General features: G+C 71.2%; 15 protein-coding genes. 8 read left to right on the top strand and 7 right to left on the bottom strand.

Going from position 1 to position 25,552, the window contains the following annotated elements:
- Positions 1–375: 375 nt before the first annotated feature.
- The 5 genes from AB0D74_RS21255 to AB0D74_RS21235 all read left to right on the top strand — a co-directional run bounded on the left by AB0D74_RS21255 (position 376) and on the right by AB0D74_RS21235 (position 11,373).
- Entirely contained in the window at positions 376–5,424 is a 5,049-nt protein-coding gene (locus tag AB0D74_RS21255) for a LamG-like jellyroll fold domain-containing protein (protein ID WP_362588906.1), read from the top strand.
- A 408-nt stretch (positions 5,425–5,832) separates the two neighbouring features.
- The gene (locus tag AB0D74_RS21250; RefSeq protein WP_362588903.1) at positions 5,833–7,158 is read left to right on the top strand and encodes an extracellular solute-binding protein; all 1,326 of its coding nucleotides are present in this window, start codon (positions 5,833–5,835) and stop codon (positions 7,156–7,158) included.
- A gap of 95 nt (positions 7,159–7,253) precedes the next feature.
- On the top strand, positions 7,254–8,105 hold the full coding sequence (locus AB0D74_RS21245; RefSeq protein WP_362589083.1) for a sugar ABC transporter permease: 852 nt from the start codon (positions 7,254–7,256) through the stop codon (positions 8,103–8,105).
- Positions 8,102–8,932: a carbohydrate ABC transporter permease gene (locus AB0D74_RS21240; RefSeq protein WP_362588900.1), complete on the top strand. Its 831-nt coding sequence runs from the start codon at positions 8,102–8,104 to the stop codon at positions 8,930–8,932. The genes AB0D74_RS21245 and AB0D74_RS21240 overlap by 4 nt, the downstream gene beginning before the upstream one ends.
- Positions 8,933–9,018: 86 nt before the next feature.
- Complete coding sequence (locus AB0D74_RS21235; RefSeq protein WP_362588898.1) at positions 9,019–11,373, top strand: glycoside hydrolase family 3 N-terminal domain-containing protein; 2,355 nt, start codon at positions 9,019–9,021, stop codon at positions 11,371–11,373.
- 65 nt (positions 11,374–11,438) lie between these two features.
- On the opposite strand, the gene AB0D74_RS21230 is transcribed toward AB0D74_RS21235, so the two are convergent.
- The 3 genes from AB0D74_RS21230 to AB0D74_RS21220 form a co-directional block, all read right to left on the bottom strand.
- Positions 11,439–12,473, bottom strand: a complete 1,035-nt coding sequence (locus tag AB0D74_RS21230) for a substrate-binding domain-containing protein (RefSeq protein ID WP_362588894.1) — start codon at positions 12,471–12,473, stop codon at positions 11,439–11,441.
- 100 nt (positions 12,474–12,573) lie between these two features.
- The gene (locus AB0D74_RS21225; protein WP_362588891.1) at positions 12,574–14,760 is read right to left on the bottom strand and encodes an RICIN domain-containing protein; all 2,187 of its coding nucleotides are present in this window, start codon (positions 14,758–14,760) and stop codon (positions 12,574–12,576) included.
- Positions 14,761–14,899: 139 nt separating this feature from the next.
- A complete protein-coding gene (locus AB0D74_RS21220; RefSeq protein ID WP_362588888.1) occupies positions 14,900–16,300 on the bottom strand; it encodes a carboxypeptidase regulatory-like domain-containing protein in 1,401 nt (466 codons plus the stop codon).
- Positions 16,301–16,450: 150 nt separating this feature from the next.
- Here AB0D74_RS21220 and AB0D74_RS21215 point away from each other — a divergent pair, with 150 nt between their 5' ends.
- Both AB0D74_RS21215 and AB0D74_RS21210 read left to right on the top strand, forming a co-directional pair.
- The gene (locus AB0D74_RS21215; RefSeq protein WP_362588885.1) at positions 16,451–17,059 is read left to right on the top strand and encodes a TetR/AcrR family transcriptional regulator; all 609 of its coding nucleotides are present in this window, start codon (positions 16,451–16,453) and stop codon (positions 17,057–17,059) included.
- Positions 17,060–17,236: 177 nt separating this feature from the next.
- Positions 17,237–17,845, top strand: coding sequence for a flavin reductase family protein (locus AB0D74_RS21210; RefSeq protein ID WP_362588882.1), 609 nt, complete (start codon positions 17,237–17,239; stop codon positions 17,843–17,845).
- A 37-nt stretch (positions 17,846–17,882) separates the two neighbouring features.
- Here AB0D74_RS21210 and AB0D74_RS21205 read toward each other — a convergent pair whose 3' ends face one another.
- On the bottom strand, positions 17,883–19,412 hold the full coding sequence (locus AB0D74_RS21205; RefSeq protein ID WP_362588879.1) for an SDR family oxidoreductase: 1,530 nt from the start codon (positions 19,410–19,412) through the stop codon (positions 17,883–17,885).
- A 304-nt stretch (positions 19,413–19,716) separates the two neighbouring features.
- Entirely contained in the window at positions 19,717–20,715 is a 999-nt protein-coding gene (locus AB0D74_RS21200; protein WP_362588876.1) for a LacI family DNA-binding transcriptional regulator, read from the bottom strand.
- A gap of 284 nt (positions 20,716–20,999) precedes the next feature.
- Here AB0D74_RS21200 and AB0D74_RS21195 point away from each other — a divergent pair, with 284 nt between their 5' ends.
- A complete protein-coding gene (locus tag AB0D74_RS21195; protein WP_362588871.1) occupies positions 21,000–22,970 on the top strand; it encodes a hypothetical protein in 1,971 nt (656 codons plus the stop codon).
- A 29-nt stretch (positions 22,971–22,999) separates the two neighbouring features.
- Here the strand turns inward: AB0D74_RS21195 and AB0D74_RS21190 are convergent, their stop codons facing one another.
- Together AB0D74_RS21190 and AB0D74_RS21185 are read right to left on the bottom strand one after the other, a co-directional pair.
- Complete coding sequence (locus AB0D74_RS21190) at positions 23,000–23,998, bottom strand: helix-turn-helix domain-containing protein (RefSeq protein WP_362588868.1); 999 nt, start codon at positions 23,996–23,998, stop codon at positions 23,000–23,002.
- Positions 23,991–25,037, bottom strand: a complete 1,047-nt coding sequence (locus tag AB0D74_RS21185; protein ID WP_362588865.1) for a helix-turn-helix domain-containing protein — start codon at positions 25,035–25,037, stop codon at positions 23,991–23,993. Before AB0D74_RS21185 ends, AB0D74_RS21190 begins: the two co-directional genes overlap by 8 nt.
- Between the last annotated feature and the right edge of the window lie 515 nt (positions 25,038–25,552).

Below are 25,552 nucleotides of genomic sequence, written 5' to 3'. Positions count from 1 at the left end.
TCCCGAAGGATAAGAAGTTAGAAAAAAATCACCCCAAGAAGCTCCACAAACTTCACCAGAAGCAGACATCAAAGGCATGCACACGTTGTGATCCGTGACACATAGACACATGCCAAACCGCGTGAAACCCATACGGTAGCGCCGCCCCGACCAGCCAATACCGTGATCACGCGCCACCATCGAAACGAGATGCACGACCCGATGGATCGCCACGAGATCACCAAGAGAACTTTGCAATCAATTGACTCATGCGCGAGGTCAGCGAATACCGGTCGAGGGTATTGCTCGCGGAATTTTCCATCGTCATGAATGCGTGGGGGAAAGAAAGTGCAAAATAATTCGCGGAAATCTCTTCCCCGTTCGTGGGTGTGCCGCGTGGTCGTCGGGGCGACGGTTCTCGCCGTCACCGGCGCCCTGAGTCTCCCCGGTCTCGCGAACGCGGCCACCCCGACAGCACACTCCGACGCGAACGCCCGCACATCGGCCGGGGCTTCCGCCGGGCTGAGTGAGGCACAGGCTCTGGCGAAGGCCCGGGCCACCGGCAAGCCGGTCCAGGCGACGGCCGCCACGACGGACTCCTCCACGCTCACCGCGAACCCGAACGGCACCCTGACGCTCAGACAGACCCTTTCACCGGTGCGCAAACTGGTGCACGGCACGTGGAAGAGCCTGGATGCGACGCTCGTGCGTCATGCGGACGGCTCGATCTCCCCCAAGGTGTCCACCAGTTCGCTGACCCTGGCCGGCGGCGGCACAGACGATCCGCTGGCCGCCATGCGGGCCGGCAGCGGCTCCCTGGCCGTCTCCCTCCCGGCGGCGTTCACTCTGCACGCGCCTGCGCTGTCGGATGCCACGGCGACATACCACGACGTGCTGCCCGGCGTGGACCTCGCGGTGACCGCGCAGGACACCGGCGGGTTCAGCGAGGTCCTGGTCGTCAAGAACGCCGCCGCTGCCGCGAACCCCGCACTCACCGACCTGACCCTGGCCACCAAGGCCACGGGCGTGACCCTGGCCAGTGACGCTGCCGGCGACATCACCGCCAAGGACCACGACGGGCAGACCCTGTTCTCGGCGACTGCCCCCACCATGTGGGACTCCAGCCGACCCGCCGCGAACACCCCGAAGACGACCGACCCGCACTCCGGGCAGACCGTGGACAGACGCAGCGGGGTCCCCCTCGCCTCCAGCCCTGTGTCGCCGGGCGACGCGGCCCAAAAGGCGAGTCTGAAGGCCGCCTACCACCGCGGACACATCAGCCTGACACCACAACGCACCCTGCTGAGGGGCAAGGACACCGTCTACCCGGTCTTCATCGACCCCACGTTCACGCCTTCCGGTCAGACCGACACCGTCCAGGCGTGGGCGTTTGTCGACAGTGAATGGCCCGGCACCTCGTTCTACAAGCCCGCCGCCTCCACCCCAGGCCCCCTGCACGTCGGCTACACCGACTGGACCCCCGACGTCTCCACCAACCGGGCCTACTTCCAAACCAGCATCCACAGCAGCATCTGGGGCGCGCAGGACGTCATCTCCTCCAAGATCTCCTTCTACGAGAACTGGTCGGCGTCCTGCACCAAGGAAGAGGTCGACCTCTACGCGACCAACCCGATCTCCTCCAGCACCACGTGGAACAACCAGCCCACGCACCTCAAAATCGGCGAGCTCGACACCCAGACCGTCGCCCACGGCTGGTCCACCGACTGCGGCCCCGCGGACGTCACCTTCGACATCCGCGCGCTCATGGAGCAGGCGGCCTCCGGCAAGTGGTCGAAGGCCACCTTTGAGCTGAAGGCCGCCGACGAGGGCAACGACCTGGCCTGGAAGCAGTTCAGCAAGCAGGCCACCATCACCACCACCTATGACCACACCCCCAACACCCCCACCTCACTGACTACCAGCCCCACCACCAACTGCACCGCTGCCACCCCTACCTCGCTGGGCCTGGGCGACGTCACCCTGCGCGCCGGGGTCTCCGACCCGGACGGCACGACCAGCCAGCTCACCGCGAACTTCACCCTGAAGAACATGGCGAGCGGCACCACCTACACCCGGGCGATCGACGCCACCAGCGGCACCACCGCAAGCACCCTGTACTCCCACACCAGCAGCTCCGGGCCCTTCCAAGCACTGACCGCGAAGACTGAGTTCGCCTGGTACCTCACCGTCACCGACCATGACCTGACCAGCGACCAGTCCAAGATCTGCCACTTCTACTACGACCCCACCGCCCCCGGCCCACCCACCATCACCCCCGTCACATCCACCACGAGCCAGTGCTCCGAACTCACTGACAGCCCCTCAGGCGACAGCCAGTGCACGGTAGGTACCGCCGCAAGCTTCACGATCACGGACACCAACACCAGTACGAAGCCGGGCAGTTACCGCTACCAGCTCAACGGCGGCAATCCGGTCAGTGTCCCCGCCTCCACCACCAGCCCCTACACGGCCACCGTCTCCCTGAAGCCGACCACCCAGACCGATGTCCTGACCGTCACCGCCGTCGGCACCAGCGGCAACATCGGCGACACCTACGACTACCGGTTCATCGCCAAGGCGCCCGCCACCGCCACCGCCGACGACCTCAACGGCGACGGCAACGCCGACCTGCTGACCATAGGCGGAAAGAACTCCCTGCCCGCAGGGCTCTGGCAGGCAACCGGCACCGGAAGCGGAAAGGTTGACACCGTCGCCCGGAACATCGGCATCGACGGCAACGGCGTCTCCACCACTCAGACCGCCACCTCCTTCACCGGCACCCAGGCCATCACCGGCCACTTCTTCACCGGCGCCGGATTCAACGACGTCCTCGACTACGACTACGACACCTCAACCGGCGCCATCAGCGGCGAGATCCTGGGCGGCCAGGGCGACGGCACCAATCTCCAGCCCGTGGACTCCCTGCCCATCACCAATTCCGCCGGCGTCTTCGCCCTGACCGACACCACCTTCAACGACGACGGCACCACCACCGACACCACCACTGCAGCCACCTCCCTCGCCACCGGCGGTGGCCTCTACAACACCGTCAACGGCTATGACACCACCGGCTATCCGGACCTCCTCCTGGTGATCAACGGCCACCTGTACGACGAGAACGCCACCGGGGTCGCAGGTATCTACCGCGGAGCCGATCAGGCCGCCGACCTGGCCGACTACAACCCCTACTGCCTCGCCCAGAACACCGCCACCACCACCAGCTGCACCACCGGCTGGAGCGGCTGGACCATCACCAGCGCCCTCGACGCGAACGGCCTGCCCGAGTTGTTCGCCCGGGACACCAGCACCGACACCAGCGACCCCTCCCACGGCCAGCTGTGGTATCTCAGCGCCGACAACCTGCAGACCCTCACCTACGACTCCCTCTCCAACGGCGCCACCGACGCCACCCTCACCTCCGTCGAAGCTGCCGCCACCGGCTGGGACTCCGCCAGCCAGCCCACCCTCCAGGCCGCCGAAATCAACAACGACGGCACACCCGACCTGTGGACCGTCAGCAGCACCGGCACCGCCACCGCCCATGAGATGGCCCTCTCCGGCACCAGCGCCACGTGGACCACGCCCACCGGGCAGGCATTGAGCACCGACACCCACGACTGGCCCCTCAACGACTACGACATCACCGCCCACACCGCCGACGACGCGGCCACCAGCGCCATCACCCTCACCGGCACCAGTGGCGTCACCGCCCCCACCGGCGGCCTCTTCGACCCCGACGTCCAACTCGACTCCGCCGACCACGACTACCTCCAGGGCAGCAAAGCCCTGGACCTGACCAAGTCCTTCACCGTGTCCATCTGGGCCGACCCCACCGCCTACGGCGGCGCCGTCCTCTCCCAGAGCGGCAGCGCCGACTCCGGCATCCTGCTCCTGCCCACCAGCGACGGCTGGCAGTTCAGCCTCAACACCGGCTCCGGCACAACCTGGGACTTCGACACCGTCACCGCCGGCACCGTCCACCTCGGCACCTGGGCCCACCTGACCGCCACCTACAACCAGTCCACCGGCGTCATGAGCCTCTACGTCGACGACGTCTTCGTCGGCTACACCGACCACACCGCCCCCACCACCGGCGCGAGCGGCAACTTCCAACTCGGCGACGCCCTCAACGCCTCCGCCCGCACCGACTACTTCAGCGGCGAACTCGCCCGCGCCCAGACCTGGACAGGCGCCACCGTACGCCCGGCCCAGCCCTACACCCCGGCCGGCTACCACCAGGCCGTCACCCCCACCCGCATCCTCGACACCCGCAGCAGCAGCCTGCTCACCTACACCAGCGGTATCACCGCCGGAACCAGCACCGTCCCCGCCGACTCCGTCACCCATCTCAAGATCGCGGGCGACACCGTCACCACGCCCGTCAGCGGCGCGCCCACCACCATCCCCAGCACCGTCACCGCGGTCGCCGTCGACGTCACCGTCACCGGAGAGACCGACAGCGGCTACATCACCACCTACGCCGACGGCACCCAGCGCCCCAAGACCTCATCCACCAACTTCGCCGCCCACACCACCGCCACCGGCTACCAGATCGTCCCCGTCGGCAACGACGGCAAGATCGACCTCTACACCCATATCAACACCAGCGACGGCACCGCCGCCCTGGTCGTCGACCTCACCGGCTACTTCACCAGCGATGCCACCCTCACCGGCGACCAGACCTACACCCCGCTCACCAGCGCGGTCCGTGTCCTGGACACCCGATCCAGCGTCGCCCACACCAGCCTGACCAGCACCGGAACCGTGGCCGCCGGAACGGCCTTCACCCTCCAGATCACCGGACTGAACGGCGTACCCAGCAACGCAACCGCCGTCGCCGTCAACCTCGCCGCCGCCAGCGCCACCGACACCGGATACCTCGAAACCTACGCCACCGGATACACCCCCGCCTCCGCCCACAGCCTCAGCTTCAGCGCCGGCAACGCCATCACCTCCCTCGCCGGCGACGTCCCCATCGGCACCGGCGGAACCATCACCATCTCCGTCCAGACCAGCGCCGCAGCCGTCATCGCCGAAATAACCGGCTACTACACCACCGGCACCACCGGCCAGAAATTCCACACCATCAACCCCACCCGCCTCGTCGACACCCGCAACGGCATCGGCGGCACCACCACCCCCGTAGCCCCCAACACCGCCTACAACCTCACCTCCGCCCACACCCAACAAGTCACCACCGCCACCACCCCCACGATCGCCGCCATGCTCACCGTCACCAACCCCACCGCAGTCGGCTACGCCACCGTCTACCCCACCGCCGTCGGCAAACCCACACCCATCATCAACAACCTCAACTGGGGCACCGGCGACACCCTCGCCAACCTCACCCTCACCCCCACCGACACCAACGGACAGATCAGCATCTACAACACCAGCGACGGCACCGCCGACTTCATCGTCGACTCCAGCGGCTACTACACCTGACCAACCCACCAAGCCGTAACAGGTAGGGGCCGGGCCCAGACTCCGCTGGGCCCGGCCCCCACGTGCGCGTGGAGTATGACGAGACCGCGCCAGCGATCACCATCCTCGTCAGGCCGTGTTTCTCTTCTGCGGCATCTGACCCGAGGCTGCCGGTCTGGGCCTGCTCCGGTTCTCCGGGTTCGCGCGGTGCCGACGTGCGGGCGCGGGTGCGAAAGTCTTTCGTAACCGAGGAATTTCCCCTCCTTGTCCCCGGCGTGAATTACGTGCCAGTGTCCCGGTCCAGCAGACAGGCCATCCGTGGTGACGGCGTCCGAAAGCTTTTCGCACCAGCCGCCCGACTGCCTGGCGAGTGAATACGGCATGCCGAGAGAAGAGAGGCAGACAATGCGCGGATTTCCGGTGCATGGAATGAGCGGTGCGGGGATTCCCGGAGTGCGGCGCGGGATCGGTGCCGCGATCGCCGTGGCGGCGGCCATGTCCCTTGCCGCGTGCGGGACTTCGGGGCCGGCCGGGTCGTCCGGGGGCGCGTCGGCCAAGGGGCTGACGATGTGGGCGCTCAACGACCAGACGATCCTTGCGAAGTCGGTGGACGCGTACAACAAGGACCACCCGGACGCGAAGATCACGCTGCGGCTGTTCGCCAACGACGACTACAAGCAGAAGCTGCGGGTGGCCTTCGGCGCGAACCAGGCGCCGGACATCTTCTTCAGCTGGGGCGGCGGCGCCCTCGACGACTACGTCAAGGCGGGCAAGGTGGACGCCCTCACCGACGCCCGGGTGGACCTGCTGCGGTTCACGCCGAGCGTCCTGAAGAGCGCCACCTTCGACGGCCAGACCTACGGCGTGCCCGCCAACGGACTCGCCCCGGTGGTCCTCTACTACAACAAGAAGGTCTTCAGGAGCGCCGGCCTCCAGCCCCCGAAGACGTACGACGACCTGCTCACCGACGTGAAGAAGCTCAAGGGCGCCGGCGTCACCCCGGTCTCCCTCGCGGCCAACTCCAAGTGGCCGACGCTGATGTACCTGGAGTACCTGCTCGACCGCGAGGGCGGCCCGGACGTGTTCGACCACATCGCCGCCGGTTCCGCGGCCGGCTGGAAGGACGCCTCGGTCACCGCGGCCAACACCCGCCTCCAGGAGCTCGCCAAGGCCGGTGCCTTCGGCGACAACGCCTCCTCCGTCAGCTACGACCAGGGCGCCGCCACGGCCCTGCTCTACACGGGCAAGGCCGGCATGGAGCTGATGGGCACCTGGGAGTACGCCAACATCGTCAAGGCCGCCCCGGACTTCGCGAAGAACGACCTCGGCTACGTCGCCTTCCCGTCCCTGTCCGGCGGCAAGGGCGACCCGAAGGACATCGTCGGCAACCCCTCCAACTTCCTGTCGCTGAACTCGAAGAGCGGGAACAAGTCCGCGGCGCTCACCTACCTCAAGGACTACGTCCTGAACGACTCCCAGGTCGACGCCTACCTGGCGGCCGGCAGCGTGCCCCCGGTCAACAAGCTGGACGCCAAGCTGGCGGCGGTGTCGTCGGCCGACGACAAGAAGTGGCTGACCTTCGTCTACGACCTGGTGCAGGACTCGCCGAACTTCCAGCTCTCCTGGGACCAGGCCCTCCCCTCCGACCAGGCCGACCCGCTGCTGACCAACGTGGACAAGTCGTTCCTGCGGCAGATCACGCCCGAGCGGTTCGGCACGGCCATGAGCACGGCCATGAGCAAGGCGGCGCAGTAGTGACCACCGTGGTGCGTACGTCGCGGCCGGTCGCGTCCCACCGGGCGCGCCCGGCCACGGGCCGCCCCGGGCGCCGCCGTCACAGCGGTCTGCTGATGGCCGCGCCCGCGCTGCTCCTGTTCGGTCTGTTCGGCCTGGTCCCGCTGGCCGGTGTGCTGGTGCTGAGCCTGTCCCGCTGGGACGGCCTCGGCTCGATCGGCTGGTCCGGCCTCGCCAACTGGACCGGTGTGCTGACCGACGGCGCCACCTGGCAGGCGCTGTGGCTCACCGTCAAGGTGATGGTGGTCAGCTGGCTGGTCCAGACGCCCCTCGCACTGGCGCTCGGCCTCTTCCAGGCGCCCCGGGGCCGGCTGCGCGCGTTCTTCGCCGTGCTGTGGTTCCTGCCGCTGCTGCTGTCAGCCGTGGCGATCGGCCTGACCTGGCAGGCCCTGCTCGACCCGTCCTTCGGCATCGGCGCCGCCCCCGGGCTGCACTGGCTGGCCCAGCCCCTGCTCGGCTCGCCCGAACTTGCCCTGTACACGGTGGTCTTCGTGATCGCCTGGCAGTTCGTGCCGTTCCACGCGCTGCTCTACCAAGCGGGCGTGCGCCAGATCCCGGTGTCGCTGTACGAGGCCGCCGCCATCGACGGCGCCGGTCCCCTCACCCGCCTGCTGCGGATCACGCTGCCGCAGCTGAAGTACACGTTCGTCACGTCGAGCACGCTGATGCTGGTGGGGTCGCTGACCTACTTCGACCTGATCTACGTCCTGTCCGGCGGCACCGGCGGCCCGGGCACCGCGACCCGGGTGCTGCCGCTGGCCATGTACATCACGGGCTTCCAGACCCACGACATGGGCCGGGCCAGCGCGATCGCCACCATCCTGGTGGTCCTCGGCCTCGCGCTGTCGCTGCTGACCACCCGCCTGTCCGGCTTCACCCGGATGGACAGCCAGCAGGAGGGCATGTGAGCACCGTCGTCGCGACCCTGCGCCGTACCGCCGCCGGCGGCGCCACGCTGCTGTGGACCGCGCTGGTCGTCGTCCCCCTGTACTGGGTGGTCGTGACCAGCCTCCGCGGCCAGGCCGACTTCACCACGGGCAACCCGCTGGCACTGCCCGGCCGGCCGAGCCTGGACAACTACCGGACCGTCCTCGACGGGGAGTTCACGACCTACCTGCTCAACAGCGTGATCGTCACCGTCGCCACGGTCGCGATCGTCATCGTCGTCGCCCTGATGGCCGCGTTCTCGATCGTCCGCCACGCCAACCCCTGGTCTCGCCTGACCTTCCGCCTCTACCTCCTGGGCCTGGCCATCCCCCTCCAGGCGGTGATCATCCCGGTGTACCTGCTGATCATCCGCATGCACATGTACGACAGCCTGCTCGCGATCGTGCTGCCCTCGGCGGCGTTCGCGCTGCCGGTGACGGTGATGATCCTGGTCAGCTTCCTGCGGGACATCCCGCGTTCGCTGTTCGAGGCGATGGTCGTGGACGGCGCCGGCGACTGGCGGATGCTGTTCTCGCTCGCCGCGCCGATGGCCCGGCCCGCGCTGGTGACGGTCGCCGTGTACGACGGCCTCCAGGTCTGGAACGGCTTCCTCTTCCCCCTGATCCTCACCCAGAGCGGCGACAAGGCCGTACTGCCGCTCGCCCTCACCCTGTACCGGGGCGAGTTCGGCATCAACGTGCCCGCGACCATGGCCGCGGTGGTGCTCTCCACCCTTCCCATGCTGGTGGTCTTCGTCCTCGCCAGGCGGCAGCTGGTCGCCGGGCTGACCGCCGGATTCTCCAAGTAACGCATACCGCACGGGAGTCGGCCGGTGCCGTGGCGCGCCGGCCGCCCTCGGCATGCCCGCGCAACAACCCCCACGAGGAGTCGTGCATGACGACCACCACGCCGGACCACTCCGCGCTCTCCCCGGCAGGTGACGACCGCCCCTGGACCGACCCCGGCCGCCCCGCGGACGAACGTGTCGAGCTGCTGCTCGCCCGGCTGACGCTGGAGGAGAAGGTCGCCCAGCTCAGCAGCGCCTGGGAGGACGTCGAGCCGGCCGGACCCGAAGTGGCCCCCGGCACCAGCCTGTTCGGCCGCGTCGGCGATCTCGACGCGACCGCCCGGCACGGCCTCGGCCAGCTCACCCGCCCCTACGGCACCGTCCCCCGCCCCGCCCTGGAACACGCCCGCCTGCTGGCCGCACGCCAGCGGCAGATCATGGCGCAGAGCCGCTTCGGCATCCCGGCGATGGCGCACGACGAGTGCCTGACCGGCTTCACCGCCTACGGCGCCACCGTCTACCCCACCTCCCTGGCCATGGCCGCCACCTTCGACCCGGCGCTGGTCGGACGGGTCGGCGCGGCCATCGGCGCCGACATGGCCGCCGCCGGCGTCCACCAGGGCCTCGCCCCCGTCGTCGACGTCGTCCGCGACTACCGCTGGGGCCGCTGCGAGGAGACGTACGGCGAAGACCCCTACCTGGTCGGGGAGATGGGCGAGGCGTACGTCCTCGGCCTGCAGGGCGCCGGGGTGTACGCCACCCTCAAGCACTTCGCCGGCTACTCCGCCTCCATGGGGGGTCGCAACCACGCCCCGGTCGGCATCGGCGAGCGCGAACTCGCCGACGTCCTGCTGCCGCCCTTCGAGCGGATCGTCGCCGCTGGAGTGGGTTCGGTCATGAACTCGTACGCCGAGATCGACGGCGAGGCCCCGGCCGCCAGCCGCCGGCTGCTGACCGGGGTGCTGCGCGAGCGGTGGGGCTTCGAGGGGACCGTGGTCTCCGACTACTGGTCGCTGCCGTTCCTGGTCGACGCGCACCGGGTGGCCGCCGATCTGCCGGGCGCCGGGGCCCTGGCACTCCGTGCGGGCATGGACGTGGAACTGCCCGACCAGCGGGGCTTCGGCGCCGCGCTCGTCGCCGCCGTCCGGACCGGAGCGGCCGACGAGGCCGATGTCGACCGGGCCGTGCGCCGGGTCCTGCGGCAGAAGGCCGCCCTCGGGCTCCTCGATGCCGGCTGGGAGCCGGAGCCGCCCGCCCTGCGCGCGGGGGCGCTGGACCTGGACAGGCCGGAGAGCCGTCGGCTCGCCCACGCCGTCGCCCAGGCCGGCGCGGTGCTGCTGCACAACGCCGGGGGCCTGCCGCTTCCCGCCACCGGCCGGATCGCCCTGATCGGCCCGTGTGCCGACGACGTCCGCACGATGTTCGGCTGCTACAGCTTCCCCAACCACGTCCTCTCCGAACGCGACGACCTCGGCAACGGTGTCGACGCGCTCTCGCTGCGGGCCGCTCTGGCCGGTGAACTCCCTGATGTGGCGTGGCTGTTCGCGCAGGGGTGCCCGATACGCGAGGCCGACGGGAGCGGTATCGCGGCTGCGGTGGAGGCGAGTCGCACGGCCGGCCTCACCGTCCTGGCCGTCGGCGACAGGCCCGGCATGTTCGGCATCGGCACCTCCGGCGAAGGCTGCGACGTCGAGGACCTGCGGCTGCCCGGCGTGCAGGAGGAACTGGTCGAGGCGGTGCTCGCGGCGGGCGGGCCCGTCGTCCTCGTCGTCGTCAGCGGACGCCCGTACGCCGTGGGGCGGTTCGCGGCGGGTACGGCGGCCATGGTGCAGGTCTTCCTGCCCGGCGAGGAAGGGGGCCGTGCGGTCGCCGAACTCCTCTCCGGACGTGCGAACTTCAGCGGAAGGCTGCCGGTGCAGATCCCCGGCTCGCCGGCCGGGCAGCCGTACACCTACCTGCACCCGCCGCTGGGCGACCGGCAGAGCCAGCTGTCCAACCTGGACCCGAGCCCGGCGTTCCCCTTCGGGCACGGCCTGTCCTACACCGGGTTCGAGATCCACGATCTGCGGACGGACCGTCAGGAAGTTTCCGTGGACGGCGAGTTCGAGGTCTCCGTGCGGGTGCGGAACACCGGTGCGGTCGCGGGCGCGGAGACCGTCCAGCTGTACTTCACCGACCCGGTCGCCCAGGTCACCCGGCCGGTCCGGGCGCTGCTGGCCTTCGCCAAGGTGCCGCTGGAGCCGGGCGAGGAGGCGACCGTCCGCTTCCGCGTCCACACCGACCGCCTGGCCTTCACCGGTCTGGACGGCCGGCGCGTCGTCGAGCCCGGCGAGATCCTGCTCCGTGCCGGGTCCTCCAGCGCGGACATCCGGAACGAGGTGCGCGTCCGGCTCGTCGGTGCGCAGCGGGACGCGCGCGTCCTGCGGCAGCACGGGGTGCCGGCGCTGGTCGAGCGGGCCTGAGCGGGTCCGCACAGCGCAAGGGCGGGCGGTCCCCCACGGGGGGGCCGCCCGCCCTTGCGTGCCGCTCAGCGGAGGGTGCGCGGGGCGGACGTCGAGGCCCGCAGGACCAGTTCGGTGGCGAGTTCGATGCGCGGGGAGGCGGGTGGGCGGCCCTCGGCGACCGAGAGCAGCACCCGGGTGGCCTCGCGCCCCAGTTCCTCGAAGGGCTGCCGGACCGCGCTCAGCGGCGGGGACGCCATGGCCGCCACCAGGGTGTCGTCGAAGGACATCACGGCCAGGTCGTCGGGCACCCGCAGCCCCAGCTGCCGGGCGGCCTCCAGCACGCCGAGCGCCTGGGCGTCGCTGGCCGCGAAGACGGCCGTGGGCCGCCGCTCGCCCCGCAGGATCCTGAGGCCGACGGCGAGCGCCTCGTCGTAGTCGAAGTCGGTGGACCCCACGATCGCCGGGTCGTAGCCGATGCCGGCCTCCTCCAGCGCCGCCCGGTACCCGTGCAGCCGTGCCGCCCCGGCCAGCGAGTGCGACCGTCCGGCGACCATCGCGATCCGGGTGTGGCCGAGGCCGAGGAGGTGCTGCACCGCCTCCCGGGCCCCGCTCCAGTTCGTCACCCCGATGCTCGGGATGTCGGCCGACGGCGCGCTCAGCGGGTCCACCAGCACCACCGGGAGCCGCTGTTCGACGATCCGCCGCTGGTCGTCGTCGGCCAGCATCGAGATGACGATGATCAGCCCGGCGGCACCGAGCGCCAGGCACTCCTCCAGCCACTGGGAGATGGACCGCCGGCTCGTGGTCCCGGTCAGCACGTCGACGCCGAACTCGCCGGCCGCTTCCACGACCCCGCGGACGACCTCCAGTGTGTACGGGCCCGACAGGTCCCGGAAGACGGCGATGATCTGCCGGGACGCGGCGGACTCCCGGTCCCAGGGGCGCACGTACCCGTGCTGCTCCAGGAGCTCCTCGACCCGGGACCGGGTCTTCGCGCCCACGTCACGGCGGCGGTGCACCACCTTGGAGACGGTGCTGAGTGACACCCCCGCCTCCTGGGCGATGTTCGTCAGCAGACCGTACTGCCCGTCCAGCTGCCCCTTGTCCTGAGCGGTCACTGTCCTCGCTCTCCCGCCGGCCCCTGACCTGGCCCTCCCGCGCAAGCCAACAGCAGCGGGCGCCGGGAGACAAGACTCCGGTGCCCGCCGCCGCGTCTGCTCAGGCTCTGCTCCACTGCTGGTTGGCGGCGCCGCGCCCGGTCCACAGGGCGACCTTGGAACCGTTGGCGGTGCCCGCGCCGGTCACGTCGACGACCAGGCCGTCGGAGCGGTTGACGACGGTTCCGTCGACGCGGAACGCCCACTGCTGGCTGGTCTTGCCGTTGCAGGCCCACAGGATGACCTTGGTGCCCGCGGTGGTGCCGTCGCCGTCGGCGGCCAGGCACTTGCCCGAGACCCGGAGTTCGCCCGCCGCGGTCCAGGTGATCGTCTGGTTGGCGTTGCCCGAGCAGTCGTAGATCTGGACCTGGACGCCGGTCGCGCCGTTGGGGACGTCCAGGCAGCGGCCGGAACCCGTGCCCTTCAGGGTGAAGGTGGCCGCGGTGGGCAGCGGGTCCTGGACGAGCTGCCAGTCCTGGGAGCCGTCGTCGGCCGAGGCGGCCAGGGTGACGGCGCCGCCCGCGGTGGCACCGGTCATGTAGAGGCTCGTGTTCCTCACCGAGCGAAGCTTGTAGTAGCCCGAGGCCGAGGACGCGACCAGGGTCCACTGCTTGTCGGTGGCACCGTCGTCGACCCACTGGGTCAGCTGCTGTCCGGCCGTCGCCGTGCCGGTCCAGATGCCGACCGCGCGCCCGCCGGCCTTGTTCAGCAGGGTGACGGCGGAGCCCGTGGCCTGGGTGTGCCAGCGCTGGGTGGGGTCCGAGGCGCTGACGGTGCTCGTGACCAGGTCGGGGACGTTGCCGGTGAGGTTGGCGTCCTGCGTCCTGCCGGCGGCGGGGGCGAGGGCCTGGCCGGTCAGCCGGTTGACGAGGGTGTAGTAGGCGCCGTCGGAGCGGCCGAGGTCGACCTCGGCGTACTTCACCGGCCCGACGCTCGTGCCGCTCCAGGACGCCTGGAGGACCAGGACGCGTCCCGTTCCGTCGACGTACTGGAGGTCGCGGCTGTACCCGGCGGCGATCGGGGTCTGGTACTGCTTCCAGGTGCCGGTGGACGAGCCGGACTCGTTCACCCACACGCTGCCGCTGCCGGCCGCGTTGTAGACGATCCGGCCGTCGGGCAGCGGGAGCAGGACCGGACTGCCGCCGGTGGCGAGGGTGTTCCCGCCGGAGGGCACGGGCAGCGAGGTGACCGCGCCGTCGGTGCCGGCGTAGAACTTCGTCGGGTCGTCCGCGATCCGGTAGCGGACGTTCGCGCCGCCGCCCCAGTACTCGTACGTCATCAGCCACTTGCCGTCGGTGGTCGGCGCGACCGTGGTCATGCCGGGCCGGCCCCCGCCGATCTCCGTCTTGCCGCCGCTCATGGTCACGGTGGAGCCGGGGACGTCGACGACCGGGCTGCTCCACGCGGAGGTGCCGGTGCCGTCCCACGTGCGGTGCACGAGGACCTGGCCGCCGGAGTCCGTCGCCGTGGCGTTGTCGGGGTCGAGGGTCGGGGCGCCGGTGCCGGTGTCGTAGCCCGTGTAGTCGTTCTCGTCGGAGTAGTAGGCGATCAACTGCCCGTTGTGGGCGAGCAGATGCGGCTCCCAGACCGGGTCGACCTGCTGGTACGTGTTGGCGGTCGAGGTGCGGCCGAGGGCGCCCGCGCTGCCGCCCTGCCAGGAGCCCGCGGCGATGATGTTCCGGAAACTCCAGCTCGCCCCGTCGTCCGAGCTGGAGTACAGGGCCAGCGCGACGTCCTTGCGGTCGCCGTCGGCGGTCGGCGTCCAGGAGGAGTTCGCGGCCTTCTGCTCCTCGTAGTAGTAGTCGTCGCCCGAGACGATGCTCGCGAGCAGCAGCGTGCCGGCGCTCAGGCCGCCCACGCTCTGGGGGAGCACGTAGAGGTAGGGGTTCGTCCAGTTGCTCGTGTACTTCGCGTACGACGAGTCGCTCGACAGGTACGCCGGCGCCTTGACGTCGGTCAGCTTGGACCACGTCGTGCCGTCGTCGCTCTTGTAGACGGGCAGGGACTGCCCCACCGGAGCGGTCTCGCTGTCCTCGAAGGTCGCCACGATCCGCCCGTCGGGCAACTGGGCCGACTTCGGGTAGAGCACGCACGGGCTCTTGTTGCAGGCGGCCGAATTCGTCGCCGTATAAAGGTTGGTGGGACTCGGCTGATAGGCGGTCGCGGTCGCCGCCGAGGCGATGATGAATGCGATGGCGGTGCTCGCAGCCGCTGCCGCCGCGAGCACTTTCCTTGTCAATGAGCGCATCAAAGCGGTTCCTTGGGGGGCCTCGGGATTCCTCTGGCGGAAAACGCCGGACGAAAGGTGAGGACAGTATTGGGATACGGCAGCGGTGTGTCACGAGCACGTTTCCGAAAGTGTTTCGCGGAATGCCGTCCGCGCGGTCCTACGGAAGCTGTCTGGCGTGGCGTCCCTGGGGCCTGTGGTGCAGGGCGAAGTCGGCCCGGGCCGTCAGCCCCGTCTGCAGCAGCGCCTGGTGCACCATCGGGTGCAGGCCGGGCGCCGAGACCACGATGCTGAGGTGGCCGGCGGGCAGACCGGCCGCGGCGTACTCACCGGTTCCGTCGGTCACGCTGCGCACGAGCTGACGTCCCCGTGCGTCGATGACGGTGACCGCGGCGCCACGGACCGGGCGGCCCTCCCCGTCCTGGACCCGGCCGGTGAGCACCGGCACCTGCTCCCCGAAGCGGTGCGTGTGCACCGGGAGCGCGGTCGGCCTGGGCGTCTCCAGCGCCGGGTCCTCGACCGGCGGCTCCGCGACGGGCCCGCTCTCCCCGTCGGCGGCCCCGGCCTCGTCCTCGCCCTCGTCCGCGTCGACGTCGCCCGCCTCGCCGGGCTGTACGGCCGGTGCCCCGCGCCTGCGCCCGTGCAGCCAGAAGTCGAGCCCCAGCAGGGCGAGCCCGCCGGCGAACCAGGCGCACAGCACCAGGACCGGTTCGAGCACTCCGGCGCCGTCGAAGTAGAGGACTCCGCGCAGCGCGTCGAGGCCGTTGGCCAGCGGCATCACCGTACGGACGTGCTGGAAGAACATCGGCAGCATCGGCGCGGCCACGGCGCCGCCGCTGGTCGGGATGCTCATCACGATGAACAGGCCCATGGCGACCGCGGGGAAGAACTGCCGGGTGAACGGGGCGAGTCCCGAGGCGGCCGTCGCCACCGCCGTGGTGAGCAGGAAGGACACCGCCATGGCCGCGGGCCTGTCGGGCAGGTAGCCCAGCCACACGCCGACGTAGAAGCCGACGGCGCTGCACCCGGCGGCCACCCCGGCGATGGTGAGGAGCTTTCCGCGCCGGCTGAAGGTCACCGCTCGGAGCAGCGTGGTCGCCAGCACGTAGGCGGGGATGCTCCAGGCCAGCGAGAAGTAGAGCAGGGTGGTGCCCAGCTCGTCCTCGGGTTCGGTGGGCGCCACGTCGGTGACGGTCAGCTGCCGGTGGTTCCCGGCGGCGACCTGGGTGAACACCGTGGTCACGGTCTGTTCCAGGGAGGCGCCGTCGGCCTTCGCCACGTACAGCACGGCGTGCTGCCCGCTCTGGCGGAACCCCGCCACCGTGTCCCGGTCGAGCACCGACCGGCGTGCCGCCCGGCCGTCGGCGACCGCGGTGACGTCGAACCCGCCGGGCAGCCTGCCGTTCAGCGCACTGTCGACCTTCCGGGCCGTCGCGGGACCGGCCACCGCGACCCGCACATGGTGCGGCTGCGGTGCGTGCAGGGCGGGTGCGAAGAAGAACAGCATGCCCAGGAACAGAGAGACCGGGAACCACAGGGCTTCGGCCAGGGTCACGGCCACGGAGCGGCCCTTGGATCGTTCTGTCCGTTCCGCCACGGGGACTCCAACCATCGTCATAGATTCTTGCAGTACTGCATTTTTGCAGTACTGTAGCAATTATTCGGCCGCCTGCTCACAGGGGCCGACGAGCGGACGGAGAGCAACGCGCCCATGGAGAACGGCCGCCCCGACGGGCTGCGCGAACGCAAGAAGCGGGCGACGCACCGAGCGCTGCAGGGCTCCGCGGTGGCCCTCTTCCGCCGCCATGGCCCGGAAGCCGTCACGGTCGAGGGCATCTGCGCCGACGCCGGTGTCTCCCCGCGTACCTTCTTCAACTACTTCGCCACCAAGGACGAGGCCGCCTTCATGCTGGAGGAGGGGACCCCGGCGCTGATCGAGGAGCGGATCACCGCCCGGCCCCCGGAGGAGACCCCGCTGGAGGCGGTCAGGGCCGTGTTCGTGGCGCGGCTGAGCGAGCTCTCCACCGGCAGGATCTGGCTGGAGCGGGTGCTGCTGGTGCGCGAGCGTCCCGAGCTGCTGCCCCGGATCGTTCTGACGAACCGCGCCGTGGAGGACGCCGTGACGCGGGCGGTCGCGGCACGCACCGGCCTGCCGGAGTGCCACCTCTACGTACGGACGACCTCAGCCGCGGTCTTCGCGGCGCTCCAGGCCGCCATCAGCTGCTGGCAGCCGGACTCCGGCCCGGAGGTGGTCGCCCTGGTCCACGAGGCCGTGGAGCTGCTGGGCCGGGGGCTGCCCGCTCCGCCGCGGACCGGCTGAACCGACGGACGCCCGACCCGGGCGCGGAGGCCGGGCGCGGATGCCGGGCGCGAAGGCAGGGCGCGGAGGCAGGGCGGCTGGTGGAGCATGAACGTGGCGGCCCGGTACGCGGACCGGCCCGGGAAGGAGCAGCCCCACGATCACGTCGGACCTCGGAGCACCGCCTGAGAGGCCACCATGCGTCTGGAATACACCCCCGAGACGATGAGCAGCACCGACTTCTACCGGTTCCTGACCTCGGTCGTCGTTCCCCGGCCGATCGCGTGGGTCTCCACGGTCACACCCGACGGGCGCACCGAGAACCTGGCCCCGCACTCCTTCTTCAGCATCGCCAGCACCGATCCCCCGATCGTCCAGTTCACCTCGATCGGCCGGAAGGACTCCCTGCGGAACGTCGAGGACACCGGCGAGTTCGTCGTCAACTTCTCGTCCGAACCGCTCCTGCGGCTGATCAACGCGACCGCCGTCGACTTCCCCCGTTCGGTGAGCGAGTTCGACACCGCGGGCATCGAGCGCGAGGCCAGCAAGTGCGTGCGCCCGCCCAGAGTCGCCGCCTCCCACGCGGTGCTGGAGTGCCGCTCGCACACCACGCTGCGCATGGGCAACTCCACGCTGGTCTTCGGACGGGTGCTGCATGCCGCCGTCGACGAGGACTACCTGGCCGACGGCCGTCCCAGCAGCGCGTTGCTGCGTCCGCTCACCAAGCTCGGCGGCGACGAATGGGGCACCCTGGGCGAGGTCGTGCACCTGAACCGCATCCCCTACGAGGAGCCCGGCACGCACTGACCGGGGTCGCGTACGACGGGCCCGGCCGGCCCGGAGATCAGCGCTCCCCGGTGGGACCCGCCGGTCCGCCCGCGTCGCCCGCGCCGTCCGGCCGGGAGGCGGGATCCGGGTCCTGCCCGCGTTCGGCGGCGCGGACGATGTTGCGGGCCATGCCGCCGAAGACGGCCGCGTGGAAGGGCGACACGCTCCACCAGTAGAGCTGGCCGAGCAGTCCGTGCGGGTGGAACAGGGCCCGCTGCCGGTAGCACGCCCCGCCGGCCCCCTCCGCGTCGACGTACATCTCCAGCCAGGCCAGGCCGGGCAGCCGCATCTCGGCGCGCAGCCGCAGCAGCCGCCCCCGTTCGATCTCCTCCACCCGCCAGAAGTCCAGCGAGTCGCCGACCCGCAGCCGCCGCGCGTCCCGTCGTCCCCGGCGCAGGCCCACCCCGCCGGCCAGGCGGTCGAGCCAGCCGCGTACCGCCCAGGCCAGCGGGAAGGAGTACCAGCCGTTCTCGCCGCCGATGCCCTCGACCACCTCCCACAGGGCGCCGGGAGCCACCCGTGCGTGGCGTTCGCGCACGTCGGTGTAGAGGCTGCCGCCGGCCCAGTCCGGGTCGGTGGGCAGCGGATCGCTGGGGGCGCCCCGCACCGCGGCGGAGGACCAGCGGGTGACGACCTGGGCGTCCCGCACCCGCTGCAGCGCGAGGGAGACGGCGCGGTCGAAACCGACCGGGTGGCCCGGCGGGCTGGGCACGTACCGTGCGATGTCCCCTTCCCGGCACACCACCTCGTAGCGCAGCGACTCCGTCAGCGGGCGGGCGATGGCGGCCGGCACGGGGGTCACCAGGCCGACCCAGTGGCTGGACAGGCCGGGTGTGAGCACCGGCACGGGCAGGATGAGCCGCCGGGGCAGCCCGGCGACGGCGGCGTACCGCTGCATCATCTCCAGGTAGGTGAGCACCTCGGGGCCGCCGATGTCGAAGGTGCGGCTGACGTCGGGCGGCAGGCCGGCGCAGCCCACCAGAATGCGCAGCACGTCCCGTACCGCGATCGGCTGGATGCGGGTGTGCACCCAGCGCGGCGTGACCATCACCGGCAGCCGCTCGGTCAGGTAGCGCAGCATCTCGAAGCTGGCCGAGCCGGAACCGATGATGACGGCGGCCCGCAGGACGGCCGTCGGCACGCCCGAGCCGAGGAGGATACGGCCCACTTCGGCGCGGGAGCGCAGGTGCGGCGACAGTTCCCGCTCGGGCACGTCGGCCGGGGTCAGACCGCCCAGGTAGACCAGTCGGCCGACACCCGCCCTGCGGGCCTGCTCGCCGAAGACGTGGGCCGCCTGCCGGTCGGTGCGCTCGAAGTCGCGGCCGGCGCCGAGCGCGTGCACCAGGTAGTAGGCGACGTCGACGCCCGCGAGCGCCGCCGCCACCGAGTCCGGGTCGGTGACGTCGCCCCGCACGACCTCCACCCGCCCGGCCCACGGCTGGTCCCGCAGCTTCCCGGGCGTGCGGGCCAGGCAGCGCACCCGGTACCCGGCGTCCAGCAGTTCCGGCACCAGCCGCCCGCCGATGTAGCCGCTGGCACCGGTCACCAGACAGGTCCTGGAACCCGGGACAGCGGTTCCGTACGCGTTCGCCGCCGTCCCGGCCGTCTCGTCCGCCACGCGAACCGCCTCAGTCGTCGTCCGTGCGCCCTCGCGCCCCGCGCCCCCGGTATCTCTACGGTGCGGCCCGCCCGTCCGGATGCGCCGGGCGACCGCGGCATCCGGGTGAACGCGGCGCTCGGACGGGCCGCGTCCGGCCGTCCGTGCCAACGTCCGGCCGTCCGGGCCGGCGGGTACGGCGCCTGCCCCGACGGGCAGCCCGATATACCGCAGGTCAGCGGCGCTTCGGGGGTCAGCTGCCCTTCGGGGGTGCGGTGCTGGCGCGGACGACGAGTTCGGGGTCGAAGAGGAGTTCGCCGACCGGGACGTCGCGGTTGCCGAGGAGGGCCAGGACGCTGCGGGCGACCTCGGGGGCCAGCCGGTCGGCGGGCTGGCGCACGGTGGTGAGCGGCGGATCGACGAAGTCCATGATCATCGAGCCGTCGTAGCCGACGACCGAGACGTCACCCGGCACGTCGTAGCCCTGCCGGCGCGCCCCGCGGATCGCGCCCAGCGCCATGTAGTCGCTGGCCGCGACCACCGCCGTGGCTCCCAGGCCCAACAGCGACAGCGCGGCGGACTGGCCGCCCTCCACGGTGTAGGACTGCCGCACCACCCACGGCTCGGGATCCGCGATCCCGCGCCGCGCCAGCGCGTCGACGAACCCGCGCACCCGCCGGTCGGCCGGCCGGTTGCCCACCGGACCCGACGCCATCCCGATCCGCCGGTGACCCAGCCGGTACAGGTGATCGACCGCGAGCTCCGCCGCCAGCAGATCATCCGTGGAGAACACCGGAGCCCGGCAGTCGCCCTCGAACTGCCCGTTCACCCCGACGAACGGGATCCGCCGTGACCGCAGCAGCTCGTACGCCTGCGGATCCGCGCCCTCGATCGTGTTGCTCGCGGACAGGAACACCACCGCCGCCACTCCCCGGTCGGCCAGGGCGCTCAGGTAGTCCAGCTCCTGCACCCCGCCCGCGAAACACGGGCACAGGATCGTCTTCAGACCGTGCGGAGCCAGCGTCGCCTCGATCCGCTCGCACACATCGGCGAAGAACGGGTTGGACACCAGCTCCGTGACCACCGCGACCAGTTGCCCCTGGGTCTGCCGCTCGTACCCCAGGTCCGCCATCGCCCGCTCGACGGCCTCACGCGTCTTGCGGGACACCCCCTGACGCCGGTTGATCACACGGCTGACCGTCGCCTCACTCACCCGCGCCCGGTCCGCGACCTCGGTGATGCCGACCTTCATACGGTTCCCTCCGTGCCCCCGCCGTGCCCCGTCGTGCAGTCGCCCGGCGACCGTTCGCAGGCGTCGATGATACGCGGCCCCGCGGAGTTCACACCCCTGGATCCGCTCGACTTGCACGTTCTGAACGAAAACTTTCGCCTGAGACAGCCATTCTGAAGTGCGATATCGCCATACCGCTTGCAACTTTGCCTTGCAGGACCATTGAACGACTTCTTCCGGCCCTGTTAGCTTCGGCCCCGGATCGGCCGCCCGCCCGCCCGCCGTAGCTGAAGACCGGAGACCCGATGAAGCCCTCAAGGCTCATGCTGCTCACCGCCGTTGCTCTGCTCACGCCGATCGCGCCCGCGGCCTCCGCCACGGCGGCACCGCGCGCGGCCACCGACTCCCGTCCCCAACTCGCCCTGCCCGACCCCGGATTCGAGAACGGCGGCACGGGCTGGACCTTCGGCCCGGGCACCGGGGTCGGGGCCGGCAACGTGCACAGCGGCAGCCGCTTCCTCTACCTGGACGCAGGCACCGGCAGGACCGCGCGGCTGGACCTGGTCGCGCCGCGGGACGGCAGTTACGACTTCTCCGCCTGGGTGGGGAGCGCCGGCACCGGCGGTACGTACACGATCCGGCGCAACGGCGAGACCGTCGGCACGGTGGAGCTGCCGCAGCGCGCCTCCTACGCCCGGTACACCATCAGCCGCGTCGATCTGAAGGCAGGCGACCGGCTGGAGATCGCCTTCGGCTCCGGCACCTCCTGGGTCAACGCCGACGACCTCATGATCTCCCCGGCCGCGCCCGCCGACCCGCAGGTCACCTCGTCCGACCCCGAGGTCGTCGAGATGTTCGACTGGGCGAAGCGCAAGGCCAACAGCTGGGTGCAACTGCCCGGCACCGTCGGCCCGGTCAACGCCGACGAGCACCACACCAGCGGCACCGGTACCGGGACGTACGGGCCCACCTACTGGGCCGGATACGCCAACCGCAGCGCCTACTACTCCCGGGACATGACCCACCAGCTCGACGGCGCCGCCGTCCTCGGCCTCGACGCCGAGAACAGGACGATGCTCACCTCGTACGCCGCGTCGGCGACCGCGGAGCACAAGTACTTCCCGGTCTGGTCCGTCAACTTCGACGCCAAGACGTATCTGAGCATCGACTACCACAGCCCGGACGACTACGTGCGCGAGGTCCCGGCCGTCTTCGAACTCGTCGAGAAGGCCGCCCAGGCCTACCTCTGGACCGGCGACCGCGGATACGTCGACGACCCGGTGCTGTGGGACTTCTACCGGCACGCCACCGAACAGTTCATCGACCTGCACAACAGCGCCAAGGACAACGGCGGGGTGAAGGTCGCCGAGGGCACGGGCAAGGGCATCTTCTCCGGTGCCGCCAGCTACAACGAGCAGGACGGCGACGGCCTCGCCGAGGCCGGGGACGGCATCGCCTCCGAGTACCGGGCGTATCTGGCGATGGGCGTGCTCGCCCGCGGCAAGGGCGACCTCGCGCTGGCGAAGACGTACGACCGCAGGGCCGCCGACCTCAAGAAGTACTTCAACGACACGTGGAGCGGGAGCGGCAGCGGAGCCGACATGGTCCGTGCCTACACCACCTCCGGCGCCCCGGTCACCGGCTGGGGCAAGGAGAACAGCGTCTTCATGCCGATGAAGCAGATCATCGACCCCGGCCCGCGCAACGACGCCTACCTCGACTACATCCAGGCGCAGGAGCTCGGCCCGGACGGCTCGCCCAACATCGAGTCGACGACGTACCTGCCCGACATGTTCTTCCGCAACAACCGCGCCGACACCGCCTGGTGGTGGATGCGGAAGATCTACGGCGAGCGGAACACCCAGCACGTCAACTCCAGGCAGGGTCCCGACGGCGACTACCCCGAGGTATCGTTCACCCTGGTCAGCCAGACCGTCGAGGGCCTGATGGGCATCACCCCGGACGCGGCGGACCACCAGGTGACCACGCAGTCCCGGCTGCCGTCCGGCATGCAGTGGCTCCAGGTCGCGGACGTACCCGTCGGCACGGGCACGATCACCGTCCGCCACGACGCCGCGACGAAGACCACGCTCACCAACAACTCCCGTCATGGCGCCTACCGTTGGGAGGCCCGCTTCCCCGGCGTCCACAAGCGGATCACCGTCGACGGCGTGCCTCGGCGGGCGCGCACCAAGACGGTGGACGGCGTGAGGTACACGTACGCGACGCCGACGGTACGGGCCGGGGCGACCGCGGTGGTGCAGGTGTCCGGCTGAACGGCCGCTCGACGGTGGGTCAGCGTGGGTCAGCGCCCCCAGCCGGTGCAGGAGGACGCGCCGTCGGGCAGGTCGACGCAGGCGCGCGCCTCCGAGGAGCGCCCGACGCCGATCATCAGGGTGTAGAGGTACCGGCCGGGAACCAGCACCAGCCGTGACTGGTGCCGTCCGTCGGCGGTGTCGACCCGCACCACGTCGCCGGTGCCCGGGGCCGTGATCCGGCCCCAGGCCGCCCGGCACCTCGGGCTGTAGCGGAGTTCCAGGGTCCGCCCGGCGATCTCCCGTCGCGCCCGGGTGACCGCGTCGGTCCAGCAGTCCGTGTCGTGCTGTTCGGCATCGCGGTCCGTGCAGCTCTCCCCCCGGCAGGTGCCACTGGTGGGTCCCGGGGCCGGTGCCCGGTGCCCGCCGGCGTACGTCCACGCCACGGCACCCACGCCGAGGGCGGTGACCAGCGCGGTCCCCGCCGCCACGAGGAGGACGGTGCCGCGGTGCGGATTGCGGGCCCGGCTCTCCGGCCCGCCGTGGTCGTCCGGGGTGCGCGGCACGGGGGCGGCGCCGGTCGGGGCGGCGCCGGTCGGGGCGGCGCCGGTGAGGGCCGCGGGCGCGGTGGGTCGGCCGGGTGGCAGGTCCGCGACGGCGGCGGCCCCGGCACCGGGGGCGACCCGCGACTCCGGTGCCGCTTCGGGTGGGCGGGCGGTCGGCTCCGCCTCGTCGACGGCGGCGGCGGTTGCCTGGGCGTCGCGGCCACTCCACGCCCGGTCGGCGAGCCGCCACAGCGCCAGCAGCCGCACCGGATCCGCGCCGCTCAGCTTCGCGAGCGTCTCCACCGCGTCCCGGGGCGGGAGCGTCTTGCCGTTGAGGTACCGCTCCCAGGACGACTTGCTGTACGCCGTCCTGGCCGCCAGCGCGGCAAAGCTCAGCCCGGTCGACTCCCGGGCCTCCCGCAGCCGTTCCACGAGGTGGCGGACCTCGGGTGCGGTCTCCGGCCGCGGCGGACGGCCCGGCCCCGGCCCGGCGCCCTCAGTCACCCGGCTTCCTGAGCTCGCGCCAGGTCATGGGGCCCACGATGCCGTCGGCGGTGAGTCCGCGGGACCGCTGGAACCCCTGGACCGCGGCCCTGGTGTGGGGCCCGAACGAGCCGTCGATGCCCTTCGGGTCGAAGCCGTGCCGTCTGACCAGGCACTGCACCTCCGCCACCGCCTCGACGGTGATGCCTACGTGGTACTCGTCGGAGACGGTCGTGCTGTGCCCCGCGTACAGCAGACCGTGGCGCAGGGTGAAGTAGCACGGGAACGTCTCGGCGGAGTAGGTGGAGGTCGGCACCTTCGTCGTCGCGGTGACCGCGCGCGACTCCGGCTCCGCCGACGGGGACCCGGGCCAGGTGATCGCCACGGCCACCGCGACGGCCACCGCGAGGGCCGCCGCCACCACGGCCACCCCGGCCACCGTCGCGACCGGCCGCCGCCCGCGCGGACCCCGGCGGGCCTCCTCCCGACCGGTGTCCACCCGACCGTCCGGGGCCGCCGCTTCCCGTTCCCGGTACTCCCCGGACCCCGCCTCGGAGGCCTCCGGCTGCTCCAACTCCCGTGCGGCCGAGGCCGGTTCCAATTCCGGTGCCGGTGCCGGTGCCGGTGCCGATAACGATTCCGGTGCCGATTCCGAAACCGGTCCCGACACCGACGCCGCTGCCGGTTCCGGAGCCGATCCCTGAGCCGGAGCCGATCCCAGAGCCGGAGCCGGAGCCGGAGCCGCAGTCGGCCTCGGAGCCGCAGTCGGCGTCGGCGTCGGCGTCGTGGGACTCTGCGCCGTGCCGGAGGTGGCCACCTCCCAGAGTGCCGCCAGGCCGATCCGGTCGCCGCCGCACACGTCGGCCATGGCCTCGACGGCCTGCCGGGGCGGCGTCACCCTGCCGTTGAGATAGCGCTCCCAGGACGACTTGCTGAGCCCCGTCCTGGATGCCAGCGCGGCCATGCTCAGTCCGCTGTGGTCCTTCAACCGGCGCAGCTCGACCACGAGCCTGCGGACCCGGGGATCCGTCGACTCGGGCAGCGCCTTCCATCGCGGCATGCCCCACACCCCTTCGCGTGCGCCGTGGCGCAGCCGTCCAGCCCCCGTCCAACCCCCCGTCCCGCCTTCACGATATCCGCACGTCCCGCCGTTTCGTCGTCCCGCGCGACGTCCCGGCAGCTCAGCGGCGGGATCGTCCCCTGATGTCCCAACCGGCCCTGAATCATGGCCGGTTGGGCGACGACTCGGCCACGATGGGCCGCACACCGACGCCCGCGGACGACGATCGCGGCGTCTCTCGGAACCGGCTCGCGCGGGGGCCACGGGGGTGTCCCCGCGCGAGCTTTCCCACCCCGGGCCTGCCCCGCGGCGACTCCGCCGCCTTTGTTGGAACGTCATGACAAAGTGATTGACATCCCCTGAGGGCGCCCCCATAGTACGTGTCACTAGAGCGCGCTAATAAAGCGCTCTAGCACAGTCACAAGCCGTCGGCGACCGCACCCCTGGCCGTCGGCGAGGAGCTCCTTCCCCACTCCCGTGCGAGGCACCCGGCCGGCCACCGGTGCCGCCCCCAC

Source organism: Streptomyces sp. NPDC048278 (assembly GCF_040652195.1).
In the GTDB taxonomy this organism is placed as follows: Bacteria; Actinomycetota; Actinomycetes; order Streptomycetales; family Streptomycetaceae; genus Streptomyces.
Note: the sequence above shows the minus strand (reverse complement) of the source record. Positions and strands in the feature narration are given on the sequence as shown.

What these genes read in the sequence shown, in the direction of transcription:
- AB0D74_RS21250 (WP_362588903.1), top strand. Translation starts at nt 5,833, where the DNA reads ATGAGCGGTGCGGGGATTCCCGGAGTGCGGCGCGGGATCGGTGCCGCG.
- AB0D74_RS21245 (WP_362589083.1), top strand. Translation starts at nt 7,254, where the DNA reads ATGGCCGCGCCCGCGCTGCTCCTGTTCGGTCTGTTCGGCCTGGTCCCG.
- AB0D74_RS21235 (WP_362588898.1), top strand. Translation starts at nt 9,019, where the DNA reads ATGACGACCACCACGCCGGACCACTCCGCGCTCTCCCCGGCAGGTGAC.
- AB0D74_RS21225 (WP_362588891.1), bottom strand. Translation starts at nt 14,760, where the DNA reads ATGCGCTCATTGACAAGGAAAGTGCTCGCGGCGGCAGCGGCTGCGAGC.
- AB0D74_RS21215 (WP_362588885.1), top strand. Translation starts at nt 16,451, where the DNA reads ATGGAGAACGGCCGCCCCGACGGGCTGCGCGAACGCAAGAAGCGGGCG.
- AB0D74_RS21210 (WP_362588882.1), top strand. Translation starts at nt 17,237, where the DNA reads ATGCGTCTGGAATACACCCCCGAGACGATGAGCAGCACCGACTTCTAC.
- AB0D74_RS21200 (WP_362588876.1), bottom strand. Translation starts at nt 20,715, where the DNA reads ATGAAGGTCGGCATCACCGAGGTCGCGGACCGGGCGCGGGTGAGTGAG.
- AB0D74_RS21195 (WP_362588871.1), top strand. Translation starts at nt 21,000, where the DNA reads ATGAAGCCCTCAAGGCTCATGCTGCTCACCGCCGTTGCTCTGCTCACG.
- AB0D74_RS21185 (WP_362588865.1), bottom strand. Translation starts at nt 25,037, where the DNA reads ATGCCGCGATGGAAGGCGCTGCCCGAGTCGACGGATCCCCGGGTCCGC.